Genomic DNA, 22092 nt, shown 5'->3' on the forward strand with positions numbered 1-22092 from the left:
CAAAAAAGACCTCTGGAATCATCCAAAGGTCTTATTCTCGGGAGTTGGTGGGCGCTAACAGGATCGAACTGCTGACATTCTGCTTGTAAGGCAGACGCTCTCCCAGCTGAGCTAAGCGCCCATCAAAGTTGGTGACCGGAGGGGGAATCGAACCCCCGATACCGCCGTGAAAGGGCGGTGTCTTAACCGCTTGACCATCCGGCCAAAAAAAATGGTGATCCGCCAGAGGATCGAACTCTGGACACCCTGATTAAGAGTCAGGTGCTCTACCAGCTGAGCTAGCGGACCACGTCAGTCACTGAAAAGTGACTACTCGTATATAATACAGCATGAGGTCATTTTATGCAAGTACTTTTTTTCTTTTTTTGAAAAATATTTTACAGGATCTTGCTGGATTCCCTATGGACAAAACGTCCCTTCTCCTCCCCTTCAAAGGAGACTTTTCAAAAGAAAACAGGATACCGTCCCCAAAAACGAAACGATACCCTGCTTTATGATTCATTTATTTGTGAGTGCCGCGGCTGCGCAGCTTGATCCACAAGGGACCAGCCAGGAAGGTCGACGTATAGAACCCACTGCTAAAGCCAACAAGCATAGCAAAAGAAAAGTTCCGAATCGTCTCCCCACCAAACAGGAAGATGGCAATGACGGCAAAAAGGGTCGTCGCCGACGTATAGATGGAACGGTTCATCGTCTGCCAGATTGAATTATCCACCATATCCCCCAAGCTTTCGCTGCGGCGGTGAGTATGGAGGTTTTCCCGGATCCGGTCAAAAATAACAATCGTTCCGTTAATGGAGTAGCCAACCACCGTAAGGAGCGCCGCCACAAAGGACGAATCCATTTCAAGCTGCAGAAGGGAGAACCAACTGAGCGTGACCATGACGTCGATGATAAGGGCGATAATGGCGGCAAAGGCAAAGTTATGCTCAAAGCGGATCGTGATGTAGATGATCATGAGCACCCAGCTGAGAGCAACGGCGCCCATAGCCGATTTTACAAGGTCGCGGCCTACCGTGGCCCCGACGTTTTCCACACGCAGGACCTCATTGGGTCCCAGCCGATTAGTCATGTCCGTCATGGTCTCAACGCGCTGGTCATCACTGATGATGCCCGTACGGATGAGGACGGACTGGCTTTCTTCGGTTTGCTGTCCATCCATACTGCCCAACTGGATGATACTGCTGCCCAGCTTATGGTCTGAAAGGACATCACGGACCTCACTTACGGTTACAGGGTTCTCGAACTTCACATCAATGATGCTGCCGCCCGTGAAATCAATACCGAGATTGAAGCCCCTTGTGAGCATAGACACAACGCCCACCAAAAGGAAGATCAGGGAAATGGAAAAGAAGACCTTCGCTTTTTTCACAATGGAAAAGTGCTTCATTTTTCCACCTCCTTATCTTTTTTCGGAAGGCTGGCTCCATAGAAGAAAGGATTCTTCGTAAATTGGCTGCCAACCAAGGCGTTCAAGATGAACTTCGTAACCGTAATGGCCGTAAACATACTGATGAGGACACCTAAGGCCAACGTCACGGCAAATCCACGGATGGGGCCTGTGCCAAGATAGAACAGCACGGCAGCGGCCATGATGGTCGTCACATTGGAGTCCATAATGGTTACAAAGGCACGGGAAAAACCGGCATTTACGGCTGCGCGCAAGGTCTTGCCCGCTTTCAGTTCTTCCTTGAAGCGTTCAAAGATAAGGACGTTGGCATCAACCGCCATCCCAATGGAAAGAATGATCCCCGCGATTCCCGGAAGGGTCAGTGTGGCATTGAGGCCTTTCATGACGGCAAGGACGAGGAGCGTATAAAGAAGCAGCACAACGTCAGCAATGAACCCAGACAGGCGGTAAAAGAACAGCATGAAGATAAAGACGCCAGCAACCCCAATGGCAAATGCCTTGACGCTCTTATCCTTGGAATCCTGGCCCAAGGTCGGACCGACGGTGCGGTTTTCCACCACTTCGAGCTTGATGGGAAGGGATCCACTGCGGAGCAAGATAGCCAGATGTTCAGCTTCCTGGGCATTTTGGGAACCTGTAATCTGGGCATTTCCGCCCGTAATCGGTTCACTGACACGAGGCGCTGTCAGGACCTTGCCATCCAGCAGGATGGCAATCTGGTTGCCTACATTCTTTGCGGTCAGTTCGGCAAACTTCTTGGCTCCTTCCTCATTGAACTGAAGGGTAACGACAGGACGGCCCGACTGATCGGCACTTGCCTTGGAATCTTTCAGGTCCTTACCAGTCAGGACCGTATTGCCTTCCATGTCCTTGAATTCAAGCATAGCCGTTTTGCCAAGCATGGCAATGGCCTGTTCCGGGTCCTTGACGCCCGGGAGCTCAACAATGATCCGGTCCCGGCCCTGACGCTGGATGACCGGTTCCGTGAGGCCGAGTTCGTTGACACGGCGCTCAATGATGCTGATGGAACGGTTCATGGCATCATCATCAACTTTGGCTTCCGGTGTATCTTCGGCTTGAAGGACAACATGGGTCCCTCCCTGAAGGTCAAGGCCCTGTTTGACAGAAAGCGCCAAAGGCTTGACTAGGAGCGCAAAGCAGATGATAATGGCCAACACTGACACAATCAGCTTGATCCGATTTTTCTGCTGCAAGATAAAGTTCCTCCTTGATGGATTGCAAATTTTTGCGGATGCCTGGCATCCAAGAAAAAAGACAAGGGACCCACAAAAAGGCACAAGGCCCTTTCATGGCTCCGGTTGAGCGCGGTCCCTCCCCTGTTATGAGGCTTATTTACACACCCTAAGTGCTTTTTCCGTCACAAGATAGCGGATTTTGAAGTCATGGGCCTGAGTCGGCAGTTCTGGAAGGACCTGGACCTCATTGGCAACACCCATGGCAACCCCTTTCGTGCAGCGGGGCAGGAAACGATCATAGAATCCTTTGCCCTTTCCCAAGCGGTCGCCGTGTTCCGTAAAGGCCGCACCAGGAACAAGGATAAGGTCAATATCCTCAGGGCTGATGACCTCGACCGGCTCCTGCGGAGTACGGATGCCATACATATCCTTTGCCAGTTTCTTTAAGGTTACAAGGCGAACAGCCTGCATATGGCCATCAAGGTCCAAGATCTGGGGGACACAGACTGTCTTTCCCATATTAAGGGCTGTCTGCATCGCCTGGTCGACGGAAACTTCCTTTCCTGCCATGGCAAGATACCCCATAATGACCTTTCCTTCTAGAAATAAGCGGCTCACAGAAATGTGGCTGTTGATTTCTTTATTGAACTTATTCAGTTCGCGCTGATTGAGCCTGGCGCGTCTTTCTTCGACTTCCTTACGGACTGTGCGCTTATCCATCTTATTTGGAAGCCTCGGAAGCAGCCGTTTCCTTCGCCTCTTCAGCAGCGTCTGCTTTGGTTTCTTCTACTTTTTCTTCTGCTTTTGCTTCTGATTTTTCTTCTTTTGCAGCCTTCTGCAGTTCCGTAGTGATAACGGTCCCGACAGCAGCGCGGCGAATCCAGATTTCAACGTCTTCCGCGACCTTGATGCGGATGCGGTCATCCTTGATCTTGGCAATTTCGCCAAAGATGCCGCCAATGGTGACAATCCGCGTGCCCACTTTCAGGGAATCGAGCATATTGGCGCGCTTTTTCTGATCACGCTTCTGCGGGCGGTAGATCATGAAATAGAAAATCACACCCATAAGGATAAAAGGCCAAGCCATTTGTACAACGTTTTCCATCTTTTACTTACCTCCTACTGGTTCTTTGGTATTGGTCTAAGAACGCCGCCCTAAATTCAGGGAACGTATCATTAGCAATGGCACTGCGCATGTCCTCTGCAAATTTTAACAGAAAACGCAGATTATGTATAGATAAAAGGCGCATGGCAAGAAGTTCTTCCGATTTAAAAAGGTGCCGGATGTAGGCTCTTGAGAAGTGACGGCAGGTATAGCAGTCACAGCCTTCTTCAATAGGTCGGAAGTCCTCCCTGAATTCAAGATTTTTGAGGACGAGCCGCCCCGACCGGACCATAGCCGTTCCATTGCGCGCGACCCGCGTCGGATAGACACAGTCAAACATATCGACGCCTAGGTTCACCCCTTCCACGAGGCAGTCCGGCGTGCCAACGCCCATCAAATAACGGGCCTTGTTTTTCGGCAGGTACTGTGTCGTCTTGCCCAAGATGTCATACATCAGCTCGTGGGGCTCGCCGACACTGAGACCGCCAATAGCCATGCCGGCAAAGTCAAGTTCTGACAAGGCTTCGGCACTGTACTTGCGCAGTTCTGGGTACATACCGCCTTGAACGATGCCAAACAGGCCTTGGTCATCCCGCGTCTTTGCGGCAAGACAGCGCTTTGCCCAGCGTGTCGTTCGCTCCGTCGACTTTTTGGCATAGTCAAAATCAGCCGGATAAGGAATACATTCATCAAAGGCCATGATGATGTCGGCCCCGATGTCTTCCTGGGCCTTCATGGCCACTTCCGGACTCAGGAACTGCTTGGATCCATCAATATGGGAACGGAAGGTCACCCCGTCTTCCGTAATCTTACGGATGGCACCAAGGCTAAAGACCTGGAAGCCGCCGCTGTCCGTCAGCATGCCTCGTTCATAGTTCATGAAGCGGTGGATGCCGCCGGCCTTACGGATAAGCTCCGTCCCAGGCCGCAGGAACAGGTGGTAGGTATTGGACAGGATGACTTGGCTTTTCATGTCGTAAAGTTCTTCCGGCGTAAGCGTCTTGACTGTTGCCTGGGTCCCAACGGGCATGAACATCGGGGTATCAAAGGTACCGTGAGGCGTATGAAGCTTGCCCAAGCGGGCACCGCTCCGGGGATCTTCCTTGATGAGTTCGAAGTAAACAGCGTGCATAAAGACTCCTTTATCAATCTTTGATGAACATGGCGTCGCCAAAACTGAAGAAACGATATTTTTCCTTCACCGCTTCCCCATAGGCATGAAGGATGTTCTCCCGACTCGAAAGAGCCGAAACCAGCATGATGAGCGTACTCTGGGGAAGGTGGAAATTGGTGACAAGGGCATCGACGAAATGGAACTTAAAGCCCGGATAGATAAAAATCTTGGTCCAGTTGCCGCCGGGCACCATGGTGCCGCTTGCTCCCGCCGATTCCAAGGTGCGGACACTCGTCGTGCCGACGGCAATGATGCGCCGGCCCTCTTTCTTGGCCCGGTTCAAGGCAGCGGCTGCTTCAGGGGAAACCGTATAGAACTCACTATGCATTTCATGGTCCTCAATGCGTTCCTCACTGACAGGGCGGAATGTTCCAAGGCCAACATTCAAGGTCACAAAAACTTCTTCAACGCCCATCTCCTTGATTTTTTGCATCAATTCCTTAGTAAAGTGAAGGCCCGCCGTCGGCGCCGCGGCGCTTCCAAGCTCCCGGTTATACACGGTCTGGTAGCGTTCCTTATCCTTGAGTTTTTCATGGATATATGGCGGCAGCGGTGTTTCTCCCAAGCGGTCCAGGATTTCCTCAAAAACACCGTCAAAGCGAAAACGGGCAATACGGCCCCCAAAATCCGTTTTTTCAAGGATGGTGCAGGAAAGTTCATCACTGAAGATGATTTCCGCCCCTTCCTGGAGTTTTTTCCCTGGTTTCACAAGGACTTCCCAATCCGTATTGTTTTTTCGCGTAAGCAAAAAGACTTCAACATGGGCGCCTGTCGTCTTTGTCCCGTGCAGACGCGCCGGCATAACGCGGGTATCATTGAAGACAAGGACATCACCCGGTCTTAGGTATTCAGGAAGGTTATAAAAATGGCGGTGTTCCAATGCACCTGTCTTTTTATCCATGACAAGCAGACGCGAAGCATCCCTTGGTTCAATCGGTGTTTGCGCAATGAGCTCCTTGGGCAGATCATAATCAAAATCAGTAACTTCCATATTAACTCCTTCATGGCTCGGCCCTGGGCCTCCCCGTTTGTTTGATTCATCAATCAGGCAGAAAATAGTTCCGTCCAGCCTCCATTGTATCAGGAATGGGCTGGACGGTCAAAAATGATAGGCAAAAAGAAGACGCTTTTTTGCGTTGGTTCATCCATGGCCGTAAGGCTCAGTAACGTTCTTCAAGGTAAATGCCCCGATAATAGTGCCGGAGAATGGTCTTATAATAATCCTTTTTCCGACGGGCACTCTTTTCAAGGGCCATACCGCGGGCGCCCCACTGGCTGAGTCCCACACCGTGTCCCCAACCGCCGCCGACAAAAAAGACCTTTTCGTCCTTGACCCCGGCAAATAAGCGCAGGTCCCCAACCTTCGTTCCCATGCCTTGGCGAGTCTTCTTGTCGATGGGGATCTTCTTGCGGCCCACTTCATAACCATAGGCATTCTTGATGGACACATCGATGGAGTCAGGTTCATCCGTTCCGATGGTTACCTCAAAAAGAGTGCTGTTAAGGCCCAATAAAGATCTCACCTGGCTGCCCGTGAGGGTTACGTCACGGCGGCTGCCCTTGAAGGTCATCCGTTTGACCCGGCCGCTGGTACCGCGATCACTGGACCACTTCATGGGCGCTTTTCCCAGTGGCAGGAGACGGATGCCCTGCAGCTTGCCAATGTCATAGCCGCCCTGTTTCAGCGTCCGTTCGAGCTGAGCCTCCGTAAAGCTCTTGGTCCAGCTGTAGTTGGGAGAATCCTTGTCATCATCCTTGACGGCCTGAAGATAAGGGATATCCTTTCCCCAGACATTTACGGCCGCTTCTGTATAACCGCCGCTCGTACTGTGGAAAAAGGCTTGGATGGGCTCCCCGTCATAAACAGCCGTCACGCCGCGCGTTGCCTTGACGAGTTTTGTCGTATTGGGATGCTCAGCTTCGATACCGCCATAGACCTGTCCTTGGTCCGTCGCCTTGATATCAAACCCTTCATACTGGGGATGATCCAAATGGTAGAGAGCAAAGCTGCGGGCAGCAACGGCCTGGGCCTTGATGGCTTCATCAGGCCACAAAGGAATGACTTCCTTAGCCACCACCCCATAAAGATATTCCTCCACGGGAAGCGCGTTGACAATGGTAAGGCGCTTTTTTTCACGGGTCATGACCGCCGTCAAGGCCCCGCGGTATTTCTTCCGGTTCACAAGGACGGGCTGACTGGCATTTTGGGCCACAAAAGAAAGATTGCCGCCAGAAAGCTTTTTCTTATCGGCATAAAAACGTCCGCCCTTGACGGAGATGAAATGCCGCCCTGGTGACAGGGTGACCTTCTTTCCCCGTCCATCAATGACCGTTATTTTTCCAGCAGAACTCAGTTCTGCCGAATACTGATCCACGACCAGGCCAACCCGGATCTTAGGACCTAGGGAAGCGGCCGAAGCACTTAGGGAAAAAAGCAGCATAACGGCGAGAAAAAAAGCGGTCAGGATCTTTTTCATCTTCATCGCCCCGCGTCCTTTGCCATGATTTCGGGAATGTTTTTCTTCCGCTTGCGAATCTCATAGCGATCCCGTTCGCTAAAGATGCAGCCACAATACGGCTGACGGTAAAGATCAAGATCGAGACTGATTTCAACGCCTTCTTCATACCCCGTACGAAAATCTTCATAATAGAAGGGAATCTCAAACCGCGCAGCCGCTTCTTCGGCGGTTCTGCGGATGAGGTCATGCTTTTGGTAAGGGCTTACGAGAAGGGTCGTGGAAAACGCATCGAAGCCATGTTCCTTGGCGTAGCGGGCGGCCATTTCAAGACGCACGCGATAGCAGTAAGCACAGCGCACAGTCGGTTCACTGAGCATGCCCCGAAGCGTATCTTCCAGAGGATAGCTCTTATCCGCTACGAGGGGATAATGACGGGCCTCACAAAATTCACGAAGCGTATTGAGGCGCCGCTTGAATTCTTTGTAAGGGTGGATATTGGGATTGAAGTAATACATCGTAAAGGTATGCCCTTCAGCCGTCAGTTCCTTTGTTGGATAGCAGGAACAGGGACCGCAGCAGGCATGAAGCAGGATATTCATGGTCATCTTCCTTCCGGATAGGCAATTCCAAGATAACGATATGCCGCCGCTGTTGCCTGACGGCCTTTAGGGGTCCGCTGGAGCATGCCCAGCTGCATGAGGTAAGGCTCGTAGACATCTTCTAACGTCTCTGATTCCTCATTTAACGAAGCAGCCAGGGTATCGACACCGACAGGACGGCCGCCAAAATCCTTGACAAGCTTCGTAAGCAGGCGCCGGTCACTGCGGTCAAGGCCCAAGTCGTCGATTTCAAGTCGCTCCATGGTCTTCCTGCAGATTTCCTTGGTAATCGTGTCCGCCCCGGCCACTTCGGCAAAATCCCGGACCCGTTTCAGGAGGCGATTGGCTACACGGGGCGTACCCCTGCTGCGCCGTCCGATTTCATAAGCTCCTTCATGGTCAATCTTGACGTTCAGGATTTCCGCTGCCCGTTCCACAATGATCTGGAGTTCCTCGGCCGTGTAAAATTCCAGATGGCAGATGACACCAAAGCGGTCCCGCAGCGGAGCTGCCACGCTTCCCATACGCGTTGTCGCCCCAATGAGAGTAAAGCGCGGCAGGTCAAGGCGCACACTGCGGGCAGCAGGGCCCTTGCCGATGATGATATCAAGGGCGTAGTCTTCCATAGCCGAATAAAGAATTTCTTCCACGGTCTTGGGCAGGCGGTGGATTTCATCGATAAAAAGCACTTCGCTTTCGTCCAGATTGGTCAAAATAGCGGCTAGGTCCCCCTGCCGTTCCAAGGCAGGTCCGCTGGTAATCCGGATATTGACGCCCAATTCGTTTGCGATGATGTTGGCAAGGGTCGTCTTGCCAAGGCCAGGCGGTCCATAAAGCAGGACATGATCCAAGGCTTCCCGGCGTTTGAGGGCAGCCTGAATGAAGACGGTCATATTCTCTTTGACCTTTTCCTGACCAATATATTCCTGGAGCCTGCGCGGCCGGAGACTGTACTGCCAGCCATCCTGAACCTGCTCACCGCCGGCAATGATGCGCTGATCTTCTTCCACAGCTTATCCCCTCCTTGCCATGACCTGGAGGGCCTTTTTGAGCAGGTCCTCCGCTGACATGTCCGCCGTCACCTTGATGCGGTTCATGACGCCTGAGATTTCATTTTGGGTGTACCCTAAGGAAGCAAGCGCCTCCATGGTTTCCGTCAGGGCAGAAGCTGGGCCTTCTGGAGCGAGGAAGCCTCCATTTGATTCGGGCAGCGGGCCTTCTGGTCCCGTCAGGTCCTTTAGCTCCAAGAGCATGCGTTCTGCCGTCTTTTTTCCAATGCCTGGAAGCTTGGTCAGGAATTTCACATCCCGATTCTTGATGGCAAGCAGGAAATCGTCCACCTTTGACGCGGAAAGGATTCCTTGTGCCACCTTCGGGCCAATGCCGCTTACCGTAATGAGCTTTGTAAAAAGACCATAGGCCTCCTGGGAAAGAAAGCCGTAAAGGGTCAGGGCATCTTCCCGGACGGCAAGGTACGTATAGACCTTGACCTTATCATCAAGGACCATGCGTCCCAAATCCGATGTGTTCATGTAGATGCGGTAGCCGACACCTTGGGTTTCAACGAATGCATAATTGCTTCCAATCGTATCGACGCGTCCTTTGATAAATCCAATCATTTGAGTTTCTCCATAAGATCTTTTTCGCGGACAAAATTAAGGCCTGTAATGGCAATCGCAAGGGCATCTGCTGTATCATCCGGTTTCGGTTCTTCCGTTAAGTGGAGCAGCTTCATGACCATATAGGTCACCTGTTTCTTATCGGCCCGGCCCGTGCCCGTAATGGCCTGTTTGATCTGGATCGGTGTATATTCATAAACCGGCAGATCGGCCATGGCCGCTGACAGGACGATGACGCCGCGGGCCTGTCCAACTGCAATGGCCGTTGTGACATTGCGGTTAAAAAAGAGCTTTTCTACGCTCATGAAATCCGGCTTATACTCCTTGATGAGGCCGGTCAAGGCTTCATAGATGATCTGGAGCCGTTTTTCCGGCAGCATATCCTTATCGGTCAGGATGGATCCGTAATGGATGGGAATGAGCCGGCTTCGTTCCAATTTCACCAGACCGTAACCGCAGATCGCGGTCCCCGGATCGATTCCGAGTGCTAACATGGGGCCTCCTTGATCACAATCCATTTCCTTATATAACAAACAAGCCGGCCCTGGTAGTCCCAGACGGCCGGCCCAAATCCAAGCTTATTCCTCGTCAGGCAGATCTGCGTTGGTGTACACATCCTGCACATCGTCGAGTTCATCAAAGCTGTCGATCATTTTCTGTACTTTTTCTGCATCCTCACCGGTAACGGCAATGGTATTGTCAGGAATCAAGGACAGTTCGCTCATGGCAACGTTGATATTGTGGTCAGCAAGGGCCTGTTCCACAGCATCATAATCTTCCGGAGCGGTCGTAATGACATAGGTATCATCGTTGGTTTCCATGTCCTCGGCACCCGCTTCGAGCGCAATTTCCATCACTTCGTCCTCAGCCGGAGCGCCTTCCTTTTCGATGGTGAAAAGGCCTTTGTTCTTGAACATCCAGCTTACACAACCAGATTCACCCATATTGCCGCCCTTGGAAAAGACATGACGCACATCGGCAGCTGTACGATTGCGGTTATCCGTCAGAGCGCTGATCATAATGGCAACGCCGGCAGGACCGTATCCTTCATAGGTAATCTCTTCGTAGTTCGATCCTTCTGTCGTCCCTTCGCCTTTGGCGATGGCGCGCTTGATGTTTTCTTTCGGGATGTTATTGGCTTTGGCCTTGGAAAGGGCCAGCTTCAAGCGCATATTGCCCGTTGGATCGGAGCCGCCCATCTTGACAGCAATGGTGATTTCACGGCCGATTTTCGTGTTGATCTTGCCGCGCAAGGCGTCGGCCTTTCCTTTTTTGAACTTTATATTGGCCCACTTGGAGTGTCCGGACATACTGAATTCCTCCCAACAAAACTGTGTACTACCCGCCTATTCTATCACAAAGCGCTTATTTGCGCAAATAGACGCGTTCCATGTCAACATGCTTGACTTCGTTCTGGGCAAAATCGTTGTCGCCGGCACATTTGACCTTCGTTGTGTCAGCAAAGCGTTTGAGAAGAACACGCGTAAGCCCCGGTTCCGTGAGTGATCCCAGACCATTGAGACAGCCCTTGACACAGGCCATACCTTCTAGATATTTGATGTCAAGCTTGCCATCCTGGTAATCCTTGAGTGCTTTGAGACATTCTTCCAGACCATTGCAATAGTGGCTGTTTACCGTGATGTCATGGAATTTTTCCGTATAGTCGTTCACGGCCTTACTGACGCCGGCTTCCTGAGGGAAGCTGCATCCATCAGCGGAAGAATCAGGCTGGAAGTCCTCGGCTTCCAGTTCAGCCGGGTTGATTCCTTGGCTGTCCATCATGCACTTTAATTCCTCAAAAGTCAGGGAATAATCGATTTCATCCGGATGCTCGCGGGCTTCGACTTTCTTTGCAATGCAGGGACCGACAAAGACCGTGATGGCACCAGGATCATTGTGTTTTACAGCCTTGCTGCGGGCCACCATCGGGGAAACCGTATCGGAGATGCAGTCAGCAAGGGCCGGAGCATGACGCTTGACCGTTGCCACAAAAGCAGGGCAGCAGGAACTTGTCAAGAGTTTCTGGTCGCCGTGCTCCACCTTTTCCACGTATTCCTCAGCTTCTGAAATGACCGTCATATCTGCCCCAACGGCAACTTCCTTGACTTGCGTAAAGCCCAGCATGCGGCAGGCTTTTTTGATCTGACCGGGAGAGACCTTGAGCCCGAACTGACCGACAAAAGAGGGCGCCAAAAGCGCATAGACGCTGCGATTTTCAGCCTTGAGGTCCTGGATAAGCTGTACAATGTGGCTCCGTTCCTCGATGGCGCCGAAGGGGCAAGCCCCACGGCAGGCACCGCATTCCACACAGACATTTTTATCGATTTCCGCCTTTTTGTCAGCCCCCATATGAAGGGCGTGGACCTTGCAGGCATTTTCACAGGGACGGGAGATTTCAACGACAGCGCCATAAGGGCAGGCCCGTTTGCAGTTGCCGCATTCAACACATACATCATAATCAATATGGGCACGGCCCTGATATACGGAAATGGCCTTTTTCGGGCAGCCATTCATGCAGCGATGGGTCAGACACCGGCGGCAGACATCCGTAATCATGTACTTATTCACCGGGCAGGCCGAGCAGCCTTCCGGCAGGACGGCAATGACATGCTGCGTGCGGTCAACCGGTTCCGAAACGGCCTTTTTGGCAGCTTCAATGATATTCAGGTCCGTATCAAGACCTAAGGCTACGTTGATGCGTTCCTTCAAAACGGCCCGTTCCTTGTGAACGCAGCAGCGCAGACGCGGCGAATCCTCTTGGACGATCTGGAGGATGTCGTAGACATGGTCTGGCAGATTCCCATCATAGGCCATCTTCGAGAGCATGGTCAGGACTTTCCGTCTGATTTGCGTAATTTGAGTGACTTCCATTTGATACCCCTTCATCATATGTTTAAAATCTATGGACACTATGATATCATACTTCAGCTAAAAAAATAAGCCTCAAAACCATAAAATCCTCGTAAAAATGCAACAAAATTTACAAATTAATAGTCATTATTGCCTATCCATTGTTAGAATTATTTGTCTATTCAGTGTGGACAGATAGGGGCAGTATCAGGCTCGGCGCAAAATACATACCAATTTCCCACAAATTCTTGCCTCCACTATTTAATTCCTTTATGGACGTAGGCGAAACAGGGGCTTCTGCAATCCGTAAAGTCCTAGGAGCGGCCCGACCGACAGCGGGATTGTTTCAGGCGTCTTCACAATTTGGATTGTGGTACGGGACTTCTTACGAATCGCCATGCCTTCCTGGCTCTCAAAAGACTCTTTTTCCAAGCAAAGAAGGTCCCTAACTCCATCGAATTGGAGCGATTTGTGCTTCCGAGTAAAAAATAAGAGACGGCCCCACCCTACTTAGCTGCACTTTGTAACAGGCAAAAAAGACTGCGAAAAATGATGGTTCATTTTTCACAGTCTCTTATCGTTCTTATCTTAGTCAATGGCAAGAATCTTCTTGACTTCCTTTTCCATTTCGCCCGGGGCCACGATATCGCTTTCCCGTTCCGGCAGGCCGCGCAGTTCCTTGAGGCCCTGCGGAATGTCGATTCGAGCCTTTTGGCTCAGCTCATCCATGGCCTCAAAAGCCGTCAGGACCTTGCCTTCATAGTCATCAGGATAAAGGGCCCGCAGGACCACATCGCTGAACTTGAACGGGCTGGCCGTTGAAAGGACAATGCCGTACGTCTCGTCGCTGGTCATGAGGCGATACTTCTGTAGGGCCTTATAGGCAACAGCTGAATGGGGATCAAGGACATAGCCATAGTTATTGAAGACATCACTAATTGTTTCCTGGGTTTCGATTTCATCGATCCAAGCCCCAAAGAAGTCACTGACAACGGCATCCTGGATATCACGTCCAATGGAATAGGCGCCTTTTTCCTGGAGGGCATCCATCCACTCGTTGATTTTCTCAGAGTTATGCTCGGTCTTTTCATAAAGGAGCCGTTCCAAGTTACTTGAAACAAGGATGTCCATAGACGGGGAAATGGTTCGATGAAACTCGCGGTTCCGATCATAGGTCCCCGTGTTGATGAAATCGGTCAGGACATTGTTGCTGTTTGACGCGCAGATGAACTTCTTCACTGGCAGGCCCATGAGCTTGGCATAGTAGCCGGCAAGAATATCACCGAAGTTGCCCGTGGGAACAGAAAAGACGATTTCCGTACCATTTTGGATACGTCCCTTTTCCACAGCATCGGCATAGGCGCTGAAATAATAGACGATCTGCGGCACCAAGCGGCCCCAGTTGATGGAATTTGCAGAAGAAAAAGCGCAGCCTTGCTCCTTCAGCTCAGCTGCAAGCTCCGCTTTGCCAAAAAGCAATTTGACCCCAGTCTGGGCATCATCAAAATTGCCTTCAACCGCAACAGCATGGACATTATTCCCCCGCTGCGTCGTCATCTGCAGGCGCTGGGCATCGCTGACCCCGCCATGGGGATAAAAGACGATGACTTCTGTATCCGGCACATCACTGAATCCGGCCATAGCCGCTTTTCCCGTATCGCCGCTTGTCGCAACGAGAATCACGCTCTTTTTTTGTTCGCCCGTCTTGCGGACGGCTCTCGTAAGGAAATGAGGCAGGATCTGGAGTGCCATATCCTTAAAGGCACTCGTTGGACCATGCCATAGTTCCAGAATATCAGTATCCTTTTTGAGAAGATGAAGCGGCGCTGCAAAACCGCCAAACTTTTCTTTGCTGTAAGCAGCTGAAACACATTCCCGAAGTTCCTCCTCCGAAAAATCCGTCAGGTACCGGGAAAGGATCTGTACGGCACGGTCGCCATAAGGCTTACCCTTCATGGCATCGATCTCAGCAAGGGCCACAGGAGGAAAATCCCGGGGCACAAAAAGACCGCCGTCTTTGGCCAGCCCACTGGAAATAGCGTGGGCAGAGCTCACCATATCTGTTTTACCTCTTGTACTTACGTATAACATAGTCCCCTCCACTTCTGCTTTCGTATTCGTATCATAGCATAGTCAAATTCGATGCGCAAGCATCGTGTCTGATGAGTAACAGTCATTTTTTTCCGTTCCTGCTCCAAAGAACGCCCAGGGCCATCTGAGGGCCTCATTCATAAAGGATGGCATCGTCCCCGCTTTTTTGCTTTTAACAGGGGCCTTCCTTTGCTATAATGGGAAGGAACATGAAGGGAGACAGTGGACGAAAAAAGCCCAGCCGACCTGTTGCGGCTGTCCCCCGATAGGAGTTGACGCATTATGGAAATCAAGATTGCATGCGCACAGGTGGAAGTGCGCCCCGGCCGTCCCGAGATCAATCTGCGCCGGGCCCTCGAAACCATTGAAGAAGCAAAGCGTGCCAGCATCGATATTCTCATCTTTCCTGAACAGCTGATTCCAGGCTACCTCTTAGGTGACCTTTGGGAGCAGCGCGCTTTTTTGCGTGACTGCCGCGATTACGGGAAGGATCTCATTGCAGCCACGCAGGATATTTGCGTCATCTTCGGCAATATTGCCCTTGATGAAAGGGCTGTGAATGAAGATGGCCGGCCCCGCAAATATAATGCCGCCTTCATTGCCCAAGATGGAAAACTCAAAAAGGGTGGCCTGTCTCAGGCTTTTATCAGCAAAACGGCCCTGCCTGACTACCGGGAATTTGATGACAGCCGGTATTTCCACAGCTTGGCAAAACTCCTGCCCCATCTTCCGGGGAAAACCCTGGAAGACCTCATCCAGCCTGTATCTGTGACCATCAGGGGGAAAGAAGTGAAGCTCGGTGTCTTTATTTGCGAGGACGGCTGGACCGAAAACTATGATTTCAATGTTCCACAGATCCTGACTAAAAACGGGGCACAGCTTCTTATCAATATTTCCTGTTCGCCCTTTACCCTACAGAAAAACCGCAAACGCGGGGAGCTCTTTAAAAAACAAGCAAGGGACTGCGGTCTGCCGCTTCTTTACTGCAACGGCGTAGGCATCCAGAATAACGGGAAGAACATCTTCACCTTTGACGGCTGCAGCACCTTTTATACAAAGGAAGGAAATGTGCTCTGCGATGCGCCTTCCTTTGAGGAGGCCTTCCTTACCGGCAGTTTTGATACCGAAACAGGAGCCCTTTCCTCAACCGGAACGGTCCATCCAAAGATGACGGAAATCGAGGAAATCTACCATTCCCTCTATTATGGAGCTTCAAAGTTCCTGGACCAGCTAGGCATCCGTAAGATGACCATCGGTCTTTCGGGCGGGATTGATTCAGCGGTAACGGCTGCTTTTTATGTGCACATCCTGGGCCCGGAAAATGTGCTTCTCCTCAACCTGCCATCACGCTTTAATTCGAGCCTCACCAAGGGCCTTGCCCAAAAGATGGCAGAAGCCCTGGGTACCCACTATGCCGTGATTCCCATTGAAGAATCCGTATCCCTCACGGAAAAGCAGTTGCAATCCGCAACCATTCATGATTATGGCACGGGAAAAGACGAAACCCTTTCCGTATCGTCCTTTGCCCTTGAAAATATCCAAGCCCGTGACCGTGGGGCCCGCGTTATTGCCGGCATGGCTTCCCTTTGGGGCGGCGGCTTTTCCTGCAACTCCAATAAGTCGGAAATGACCGTTGGCTATGCCACCTTTTATGGAGACATTGCCGGTGTCATGGCTCTCATTGGCGACCTATGGAAGCACCAAGTCTATGCCCTGGGGCGCTATCTCAATGAACAGGTCTACCACAAGGATGTTATTCCTGATGAAGTCTTTACGATCAAACCGAGTGCTGAACTTTCTCAGAAACAGACCGTCGGTACGGGCGGCGATCCCCTTCACTATCCCTACCACGATTATCTTTTCCGCGCCTTCGTCGAAAGCTGGGGAAAGCAGGCACCGGAAGAGTTCCTTGCTTGGTATCTGGATAGCACCCTGGATGCTCGCATCGGCTGTGAAGAAGGCCTATCCCATAAGCTCTTTCCCGATGCGGCCTCCTTTATCAGCGATCTCGAACGGTGGTGGAACCTTTTTTGCGGCCTCTCCGTTGCCAAAAGGATCCAGGCTCCGCCCATCCTTTCCATTTCAAAGCGGGCCTATGGCTATGATCATAGGGAGTCCCAGCTCGGGCCCTATTATTCCCGCCACTACCTGGAAATGAAAGCAAAGGCCCTATCATGATGGAAACCCGCTTGAAAGCCTATCGCGGAGCCATGGTGGCAGCCCTCTACGCAGCCCTGACCTTGGGATTGGCACCTGTAAGCTACGGTGCGGTCCAGGTGCGGGTCTCAGAATTCATGACACTCCTTGCCTTTTATGATAAAGGCCTTATTCCGGGCCTGACTTTGGGCTGCCTTATTTCCAATGTAGGAAGTCCTTTCGGCATTACGGATATGCTGATTGGCACCTCGGCCACCTTCCTGGGACTTTATTTCATGCGCTTTTGCAGATCCGCCTTCCTGGCAAGTTTGATGCCCGTTTTTTCCAACGGCCTTCTCATCGGGTTTGAGCTCAACTACATGGCGGACCTGCCCCTTCTTCCTACCATGGGGTACGTGGCCCTCGGAGAAATCATCAGCGTCACGATTTTAGGAAATCTGCTGCTTCCTTTGTTCTTAAAAAATGAGACCGTTCGAAACATCCTTGATCTAAAAAACAAGAAGCCTTGAAGGTTATCGCTGCTTCAAGGCTTCTTATTTTTTAACGCGGCAGACATGATTTCCTTTTTCACTGCCTATAGATGATTTATGCGTTCAAGCTCTTTACAAAATCCTCACCAAATTGTTCACAGGTTTCAAGGCCTTTTTCATCAGGCATCCACAGCATCTTGAGTCCTTCATTCACAACCGTGAACCCGGCTAAATCAAGAAGCTCCGAGATCTGTTTCACTGAATCGCCGCTCCAGCCGTAACTGCCGAAGGCAGCTGCTTTCTTATTTTTGAACTTCAGGCCCCGGATCATTTCCATCATGCTTCCAATAGAAGAAAGGAAGCCATAATTGATTGTTGGTGAACCAACAAGGATGGCCTTTGATTTAAAGACTTCCGTTATCATATCATTCTTATCGTCAACGGCTGTATTGAAGAGTTTGACTACAATCGTCGGATCAGCCTTTTTGATGCCTTCCGCAATCTTTTCTGCCATGCGCCGCGTCGCGTTCCACATGGTATCGTAAAGGATGGTCACCTGATTTTCCTGATAAGCCTGGGCCCATTTCTGATACGCCTTTACGATGGATAGCGGGTCTTTCCGCCAAATCACGCCGTGACTTGGGCAAATCATGGAAACAGGAACATTCATGGCAAGAATCTCGTCAATCTTTCTTGTCACCATGGGACTGTAAAGGTTGAGGATATTAGCATAATACTTCATGGCCTCACCATAAAGGGCAGCCTGATCGGCTTGATCATTAAAAAGATCTTCACTTGCAAAATGCTGGCCAAAACCATCATTGGAAAAGAGGATATTCTCACCCGTCATATAAGTGAACATCGTATCAGGCCAATGCAGCATGGGAGCTTCAATGAAAATCAGCTGATGGGTCCCAAGATCCAAGGTATCCCCCGTCTTTACATTGACAAAATTCCAGTCCTTATGATAAAGACCGCGCAGGATGGCTTCTCCCTTCTTCGTGCAGTAAATCGGCGTATCCGGAATTTCTGCCATCAGGGCCGGCAGGGCACCGCTGTGATCGTTCTCATTATGGTTCATGACGATATAGTCAATCTGGTGAAGATCAATTTCCTTTTTTAGGTTTTCTACAAACTCATCGTCATAAGGTTTCCAAACCGTATCCATGAGCACTGTTTTTTTATCCCTAATGAGATAAGCATTATAACTGGACCCCTTTTCCGTCGAATACTCATGACCATGGAATTCATTCAGTTCCCAGTCAACCTTCCCAACCCAAGTCACCGTATCTGTAATTTTCTTTGCCATAAGACACACTCCTTTATCATGCTGCAAATTGTCACCTGCGGCCTTCATCATCGTGACAAGAAGGGACCTCCGCTTGATGGATCCAGTATACGTCCCGCATGCAAAAAGAACCGTTGTCCAAACAACAAATGCATAAAAAACCAGAAGCCTCGAAGGATGCATCTTCAAGACTCCTGGTTTAGAGGGAAAGGAAGGGTTTGCCCTATGGGGCGTCCGCTTGAACCTTATATCGGATAGGTTCATTATAGGGACCTATCCACCCACTGTCAACCAAATTTACCTTTAAGTTAACATAAGGATAAAAAAGATTCCCTGCCCTCTCCTGAAGGAAAGAACAGGGAATCTTCCGCCAGTTAGTGCACCTGCATCCAGTCCGATGAATCAGAAGCAGTCGCAGTTAACCATGAAGAAGGATCTCGGATGAGCGCAGACCGGGCAAACCTGAGGCGCTTCTTCGGCTTCTACGATATGACCGCAGTTGGAGCAGATCCAAACGGTCTTTTCGCTGCGTTTGAACATGGTGCCGTCTTCTACCTTTTGGAGGAGGGCCTTATAGCGTTCTTCATGATGCTTTTCAATGGCACCGACAGCGCGGAATTTGAAGGCCAGTTCAGGGAAACCTTCCTTATCTGCCGTTTCAGCAAATTCCTTATACATATCGGTCCATTCATAGTTTTCGCCAGCAGCAGCATCTTTGAGGTTCGTTACCGTATCAGGAATGGAACCGCCATGAAGGGCCTTGAACCAGATCTTTGCATGTTCTTTTTCGTTCTTGGAGGTTTCCAGGAAGTTTGCAGCGACCTTTTCGTAGCCTTCTTTCTTAGCCACACTTGCATAATATCCATACTTATTGTAAGCCTGGGATTCACCAGCAAAAGCAGCCTGAAGATTTTTTTCCGTTTGCGTACCTTTTAATTCTTTCATGATGATCTCTCCTTATACCGTATTTTTTATTACCCTCTCTCGGTAACAACTAGAGTATACCACATATCCTAAACAATAGCAACAACTTTTTAAGAATTATTTTTAAAAAGGAATATAATCATGATGAATGCCCATCTCAGCGTCATTTGCACTTTCATCAGGGCTTAGGATTTAGGAGAAAGAAAAAGGCGAATTGGCAGATTGGAAGATCCAGGCGGTGAAAAATGCAAGGTCGCCTCCCCGTTTTCCGGAATGGTTCCAAGAACCATGGTCTCACCGTCATGGGACCAGCCAAAGGCCAGTCCATGTCCAGGAATCTTTATTTCCTTAGCCTCTTCGCCATTCATGGAAAGAAGGCCCGCGCCGGCATAAGGTCCGCCATATGGATTAAAGCGCAGGACCGTGTCCCGCTTTCCTTTGGTCGGAAGGATGACATCATACATGACCCCATAATTGCCATAATTGACAACCTTCTTACCCGTTGTCGCGTCTTTTCCCCGCACATAGGGATTGAGGACGTCGTCAGCAAGTTTGATGCCCCAGGTTTCCAGTTTATTCGATGGGTACGCCTCTTGAAGCCGAACATGGACATCGGACGCAGGGAAGGTCCCGCGCAGGACATGATCCCCTTCATCAGGAGGCAGGATGCCATATGCGTCAAGGGCAAGCCCCAGATCGGTCTTTACAGGAATCATCATGACGGAAACTTCTACAGGCCGGTCCGACTCTAGGTTGACAATGCCCGTCACTAGTTCCTGGGGACGGATGATGGTCGGTTTTTGGAGCCCAAGCAAGTCAGTCATCCGGCTTATCCTCAAGGGATCTGTTTCCTTTTGCTTGCCATAGTAGCGGATCTGGGCCTCTTTTCCGGCTTCCAGCCAGTCACGGTTAGGATCTGAAATGCCATTTCTTCCCAGCTGCACGAGGGCCGGACGAATCCCGGTTCGGCGCAGGACGATGGCAAGCCGCTTGCTGCTGTCCGTATCATTGACATGGTGGAAAAAAAGACGGAACTTGCCCTTGACCGTATCGCGGTACATGACACCGCATTTTTGAACCATTTCCGGACTATCCGAAAAAAGAAGGTTAGGCCCATCCTCGTGGATGATGACCTTTGCCTCTGTATAGCGGGGAACCCCGTCATCCCAGCGTGCATCGGCCGCCTCTCCGGTCCCGGACCAGAATGAAAGACAAGTCAAGCCCGCAAGAAGGGTTTCCAGGAATTTCTTTGTTTTCATGCGAATCTTTTCTCTTCCTTTCTATTGTGTCGTAATCTTTATTGTACCATATAAATGTGCCGTCCTTGTAAATTTTTGCGGTTCATTATATGAAATTTCCTTTTTTCTAAAATCGTAAAAGAATTTTTCCAAATTATCAGAATAATAGGTTATAATAGTTTTACCATGATTCATGGAGCTTATGATTTTTTTCAATAAAGGAGTGCTTATGATGAACGTCAATGTGGTAAAACTTGATCCCAGCGGCAACATCACGCTTTTCGTGCTCTCTCCTGTTCCTGTGGATGATCGGCGGGAACTCAATGATGCTTTGCTTTCAGCAGATCCTGACGCCGAACAGGCAGGCTGCCTATCAGGAAGCGGCCGCTCCGTCCGCGTTGAAATGATGGGCGGGGAATTCTGCGGCAATGCCTCCCGCTCCGCAGCCGCCTATTGGGCCCACATCCATGGCGAAGAAGGGGTCTTTGAAGTAACCTGTTCCGGCGCAAAAGCCCCCATGGAAGCCCGCGTCAAAAAGCTTGGCAGCACTCCCCCCACCTATGACGCGGAAATTGACCTGCCGCTGCCCTTATCCATAACAGAAGAAGCAATGAGGGTTGGCGAAAAAGAAGTCTCCCTCATCCATGTCGTTCTTCCCGGTATCGATCACTATGTCTATTTTACGGAAGAACTTGATGCCCTGTCCCCTATGGACTACTGGCTTGCCCTTAAAAACAAGGTGAGTACTGGGCCACTTCCCGATGCATATGGGCTCATCCTTGTAGAAGAAAAGTCGGCCCGCATGATTCCCGCTGTGTTTGTGACCGCAACAGGGACCCTCTACTGGGAGCGCAGCTGCGGCAGCGGCAGTGCGGCAGCGGCGGCAGCGCTAGGCCTGCGTCATCAAAAATCGCTTGCCCTCATCCTCAAGGAACCGGGCGGTCCCATTTCCATCAAGGCAGCCATGAAAGACGGAAAACTGACAGGCATCACCATCGGCGGGCCAGTCCGTATTGACGCGTCCTATGAATTTGCGTTCTGACTGCAGCACACCAAAACGGGGAAATCCGTTGACAAAATGATGCTTCAATGCTAGAATATCTTCGTTGCACCAAACCCGTGCCGAAGTGGCGGAATTGGCAGACGCACTTGACTCAAAATCAAGCGCCCTCAAAGCGTGCCGGTTCGAGTCCGGCCTTCGGCACCAATTGAAAAAGCAAGACCATCGCGCCGCGATGGTCTTTTTTTGTGTCCAGGCATGGCGCAATCCGATAAAGTGAACGTCCTGCCACAGGAAGTTACCGCCAAGTACAGCAACCCGCAAACGGGAATCAACGGTGCTAAAAGGGAAGAAGTTGTATTGCAAAAACGAGGAACCCCATTTCTATTTAAATCGCCGCGAAGGCGGCAAAACCCTCTGTTCTCTGCAAGAGGTCCTGCTGCCTTGAGGAGGACGGCCCAGAAGGTCTTATTCATCTCACTTTCGTTCTTAGCTCCCTTATTATTTTGAT

At 50.7% G+C, this 22092-nt stretch carries 20 protein-coding genes and 4 tRNA genes; 4 read left to right on the forward strand and 20 right to left on the reverse strand.

Translation table 11 applies throughout. The features are described 5' to 3' along the window. Positions 1-45 precede the first annotated feature (45 nt). From H503_RS0101735 to thrC, 17 genes are all read right to left on the reverse strand, one after another. Positions 46-121, reverse strand: a tRNA-Val gene (locus H503_RS0101735). 8 nt (positions 122-129) lie between these two features. Continuing rightward, a tRNA-Glu gene (locus tag H503_RS0101740) sits at positions 130-204 on the reverse strand. Positions 205-212: 8 nt separating this feature from the next. Beyond that, positions 213-288, reverse strand: a tRNA-Lys gene (locus H503_RS0101745). A 214-nt stretch (positions 289-502) separates the two neighbouring features. After that, the gene (gene secF / locus H503_RS0101750; protein WP_014128298.1) at positions 503-1390 is read right to left on the reverse strand and encodes a protein translocase subunit SecF; all 888 of its coding nucleotides are present in this window, start codon (positions 1388-1390) and stop codon (positions 503-505) included. Continuing rightward, positions 1387-2625 (reverse strand): protein translocase subunit SecD, encoded by a 1239-nt coding sequence (gene secD, locus H503_RS0101755; RefSeq protein ID WP_016459654.1) that lies wholly within the window; start codon positions 2623-2625, stop codon positions 1387-1389. Before secD ends, secF begins: the two co-directional genes overlap by 4 nt. A 135-nt stretch (positions 2626-2760) precedes the next feature. Beyond that, positions 2761-3327, reverse strand: a complete 567-nt coding sequence (locus H503_RS0101760) for a 5-formyltetrahydrofolate cyclo-ligase (RefSeq protein ID WP_009016307.1) — start codon at positions 3325-3327, stop codon at positions 2761-2763. A gap of 1 nt (position 3328) precedes the next feature. Next, entirely contained in the window at positions 3329-3712 is a 384-nt protein-coding gene (yajC, locus tag H503_RS0101765; protein WP_009016306.1) for a preprotein translocase subunit YajC, read from the reverse strand. Between the two features lie 7 nt (positions 3713-3719). Further along, positions 3720-4844, reverse strand: a complete 1125-nt coding sequence (gene tgt / locus H503_RS0101770; RefSeq protein WP_009016305.1) for a tRNA guanosine(34) transglycosylase Tgt — start codon at positions 4842-4844, stop codon at positions 3720-3722. 13 nt (positions 4845-4857) lie between these two features. Beyond that, on the reverse strand, positions 4858-5877 hold the full coding sequence (queA, locus tag H503_RS0101775) for a tRNA preQ1(34) S-adenosylmethionine ribosyltransferase-isomerase QueA (RefSeq protein WP_009016304.1): 1020 nt from the start codon (positions 5875-5877) through the stop codon (positions 4858-4860). A gap of 169 nt (positions 5878-6046) precedes the next feature. Further along, positions 6047-7369: a SpoIID/LytB domain-containing protein gene (locus H503_RS0101780; protein ID WP_014128297.1), complete on the reverse strand. Its 1323-nt coding sequence runs from the start codon at positions 7367-7369 to the stop codon at positions 6047-6049. Further along, positions 7366-7944, reverse strand: a complete 579-nt coding sequence (locus tag H503_RS0101785) for an epoxyqueuosine reductase QueH (RefSeq protein WP_016459655.1) — start codon at positions 7942-7944, stop codon at positions 7366-7368. Before H503_RS0101785 ends, H503_RS0101780 begins: the two co-directional genes overlap by 4 nt. 2 nt (positions 7945-7946) lie before the next feature. Continuing rightward, a complete protein-coding gene (gene ruvB / locus H503_RS0101790; RefSeq protein ID WP_009016301.1) occupies positions 7947-8954 on the reverse strand; it encodes a Holliday junction branch migration DNA helicase RuvB in 1008 nt (335 codons plus the stop codon). A gap of 3 nt (positions 8955-8957) precedes the next feature. Continuing rightward, the gene (gene ruvA, locus H503_RS0101795; protein ID WP_009016300.1) at positions 8958-9563 is read right to left on the reverse strand and encodes a Holliday junction branch migration protein RuvA; all 606 of its coding nucleotides are present in this window, start codon (positions 9561-9563) and stop codon (positions 8958-8960) included. Beyond that, the gene (gene ruvC, locus H503_RS0101800; RefSeq protein WP_009016299.1) at positions 9560-10057 is read right to left on the reverse strand and encodes a crossover junction endodeoxyribonuclease RuvC; all 498 of its coding nucleotides are present in this window, start codon (positions 10055-10057) and stop codon (positions 9560-9562) included. Before ruvC ends, ruvA begins: the two co-directional genes overlap by 4 nt. 84 nt (positions 10058-10141) lie before the next feature. After that, positions 10142-10873 (reverse strand): YebC/PmpR family DNA-binding transcriptional regulator, encoded by a 732-nt coding sequence (locus H503_RS0101805; RefSeq protein WP_009016298.1) that lies wholly within the window; start codon positions 10871-10873, stop codon positions 10142-10144. 55 nt (positions 10874-10928) lie between these two features. Continuing rightward, positions 10929-12434, reverse strand: a complete 1506-nt coding sequence (locus H503_RS0101810) for a 4Fe-4S dicluster domain-containing protein (RefSeq protein WP_026385401.1) — start codon at positions 12432-12434, stop codon at positions 10929-10931. Between the two features lie 567 nt (positions 12435-13001). Beyond that, a complete protein-coding gene (thrC, locus tag H503_RS0101815; protein WP_016459656.1) occupies positions 13002-14504 on the reverse strand; it encodes a threonine synthase in 1503 nt (500 codons plus the stop codon). A 282-nt stretch (positions 14505-14786) separates the two neighbouring features. On the opposite strand from thrC, the gene nadE reads away from it, so the two are divergent. Next, on the forward strand, positions 14787-16682 hold the full coding sequence (nadE, locus tag H503_RS0101820) for an NAD(+) synthase (protein WP_014128292.1): 1896 nt from the start codon (positions 14787-14789) through the stop codon (positions 16680-16682). Further along, positions 16679-17170 (forward strand): QueT transporter family protein, encoded by a 492-nt coding sequence (locus H503_RS0101825; protein WP_009015967.1) that lies wholly within the window; start codon positions 16679-16681, stop codon positions 17168-17170. The genes nadE and H503_RS0101825 overlap by 4 nt, the downstream gene beginning before the upstream one ends. Positions 17171-17246: 76 nt before the next feature. Here the strand turns inward: H503_RS0101825 and H503_RS0101830 are convergent, their stop codons facing one another. The 3 genes from H503_RS0101830 to H503_RS0101840 all read right to left on the reverse strand — a co-directional run bounded on the left by H503_RS0101830 (position 17247) and on the right by H503_RS0101840 (position 20602). Then, positions 17247-18440 (reverse strand): anaerobic nitric oxide reductase flavorubredoxin, encoded by a 1194-nt coding sequence (locus tag H503_RS0101830; RefSeq protein ID WP_009015966.1) that lies wholly within the window; start codon positions 18438-18440, stop codon positions 17247-17249. A gap of 381 nt (positions 18441-18821) precedes the next feature. Then, positions 18822-19364, reverse strand: a complete 543-nt coding sequence (gene rbr / locus H503_RS0101835; RefSeq protein WP_009015965.1) for a rubrerythrin — start codon at positions 19362-19364, stop codon at positions 18822-18824. 164 nt (positions 19365-19528) lie between these two features. Next, positions 19529-20602 (reverse strand): hypothetical protein, encoded by a 1074-nt coding sequence (locus H503_RS0101840; RefSeq protein WP_009015964.1) that lies wholly within the window; start codon positions 20600-20602, stop codon positions 19529-19531. Between the two features lie 208 nt (positions 20603-20810). Between H503_RS0101840 and H503_RS0101845 the strand changes: the two genes are divergently transcribed. Next, a complete protein-coding gene (locus tag H503_RS0101845) occupies positions 20811-21623 on the forward strand; it encodes a histidine racemase CntK family protein (protein WP_226828612.1) in 813 nt (270 codons plus the stop codon). 79 nt (positions 21624-21702) lie between these two features. Further along, positions 21703-21788 (forward strand) — tRNA-Leu (locus H503_RS0101850). Positions 21789-22092: the final 304 nt, after the last annotated feature.

Source organism: Acidaminococcus intestini DSM 21505 (assembly GCF_000425045.1).
GTDB lineage: Bacteria > Bacillota > Negativicutes > Acidaminococcales > Acidaminococcaceae > Acidaminococcus > Acidaminococcus intestini.

Excerpts from the sequence above, each read along its gene's own strand:
- secF (WP_014128298.1), bottom strand. The coding sequence starts at position 1,390 with ATGAAGCACTTTTCCATTGTGAAAAAAGCGAAGGTCTTCTTTTCCATT.
- H503_RS0101785 (WP_016459655.1), bottom strand. The coding sequence starts at position 7,944 with ATGAATATCCTGCTTCATGCCTGCTGCGGTCCCTGTTCCTGCTATCCA.
- H503_RS0101805 (WP_009016298.1), bottom strand. The coding sequence starts at position 10,873 with ATGTCCGGACACTCCAAGTGGGCCAATATAAAGTTCAAAAAAGGAAAG.
- H503_RS0101780 (WP_014128297.1), bottom strand. The coding sequence starts at position 7,369 with ATGAAGATGAAAAAGATCCTGACCGCTTTTTTTCTCGCCGTTATGCTG.
- tgt (WP_009016305.1), bottom strand. The coding sequence starts at position 4,844 with ATGCACGCTGTTTACTTCGAACTCATCAAGGAAGATCCCCGGAGCGGT.
- H503_RS0101760 (WP_009016307.1), bottom strand. The coding sequence starts at position 3,327 with ATGGATAAGCGCACAGTCCGTAAGGAAGTCGAAGAAAGACGCGCCAGG.
- thrC (WP_016459656.1), bottom strand. The coding sequence starts at position 14,504 with ATGTTATACGTAAGTACAAGAGGTAAAACAGATATGGTGAGCTCTGCC.
- H503_RS0101825 (WP_009015967.1), top strand. The coding sequence starts at position 16,679 with ATGATGGAAACCCGCTTGAAAGCCTATCGCGGAGCCATGGTGGCAGCC.
- nadE (WP_014128292.1), top strand. The coding sequence starts at position 14,787 with ATGGAAATCAAGATTGCATGCGCACAGGTGGAAGTGCGCCCCGGCCGT.
- ruvA (WP_009016300.1), bottom strand. The coding sequence starts at position 9,563 with ATGATTGGATTTATCAAAGGACGCGTCGATACGATTGGAAGCAATTAT.
- H503_RS0101840 (WP_009015964.1), bottom strand. The coding sequence starts at position 20,602 with ATGAAAACAAAGAAATTCCTGGAAACCCTTCTTGCGGGCTTGACTTGT.
- yajC (WP_009016306.1), bottom strand. The coding sequence starts at position 3,712 with ATGGAAAACGTTGTACAAATGGCTTGGCCTTTTATCCTTATGGGTGTG.
- H503_RS0101845 (WP_226828612.1), top strand. The coding sequence starts at position 20,811 with ATGATGAACGTCAATGTGGTAAAACTTGATCCCAGCGGCAACATCACG.
- H503_RS0101830 (WP_009015966.1), bottom strand. The coding sequence starts at position 18,440 with ATGGCAAAGAAAATTACAGATACGGTGACTTGGGTTGGGAAGGTTGAC.
- queA (WP_009016304.1), bottom strand. The coding sequence starts at position 5,877 with ATGGAAGTTACTGATTTTGATTATGATCTGCCCAAGGAGCTCATTGCG.
- H503_RS0101810 (WP_026385401.1), bottom strand. The coding sequence starts at position 12,434 with ATGGAAGTCACTCAAATTACGCAAATCAGACGGAAAGTCCTGACCATG.
- ruvC (WP_009016299.1), bottom strand. The coding sequence starts at position 10,057 with ATGTTAGCACTCGGAATCGATCCGGGGACCGCGATCTGCGGTTACGGT.
- rbr (WP_009015965.1), bottom strand. The coding sequence starts at position 19,364 with ATGAAAGAATTAAAAGGTACGCAAACGGAAAAAAATCTTCAGGCTGCT.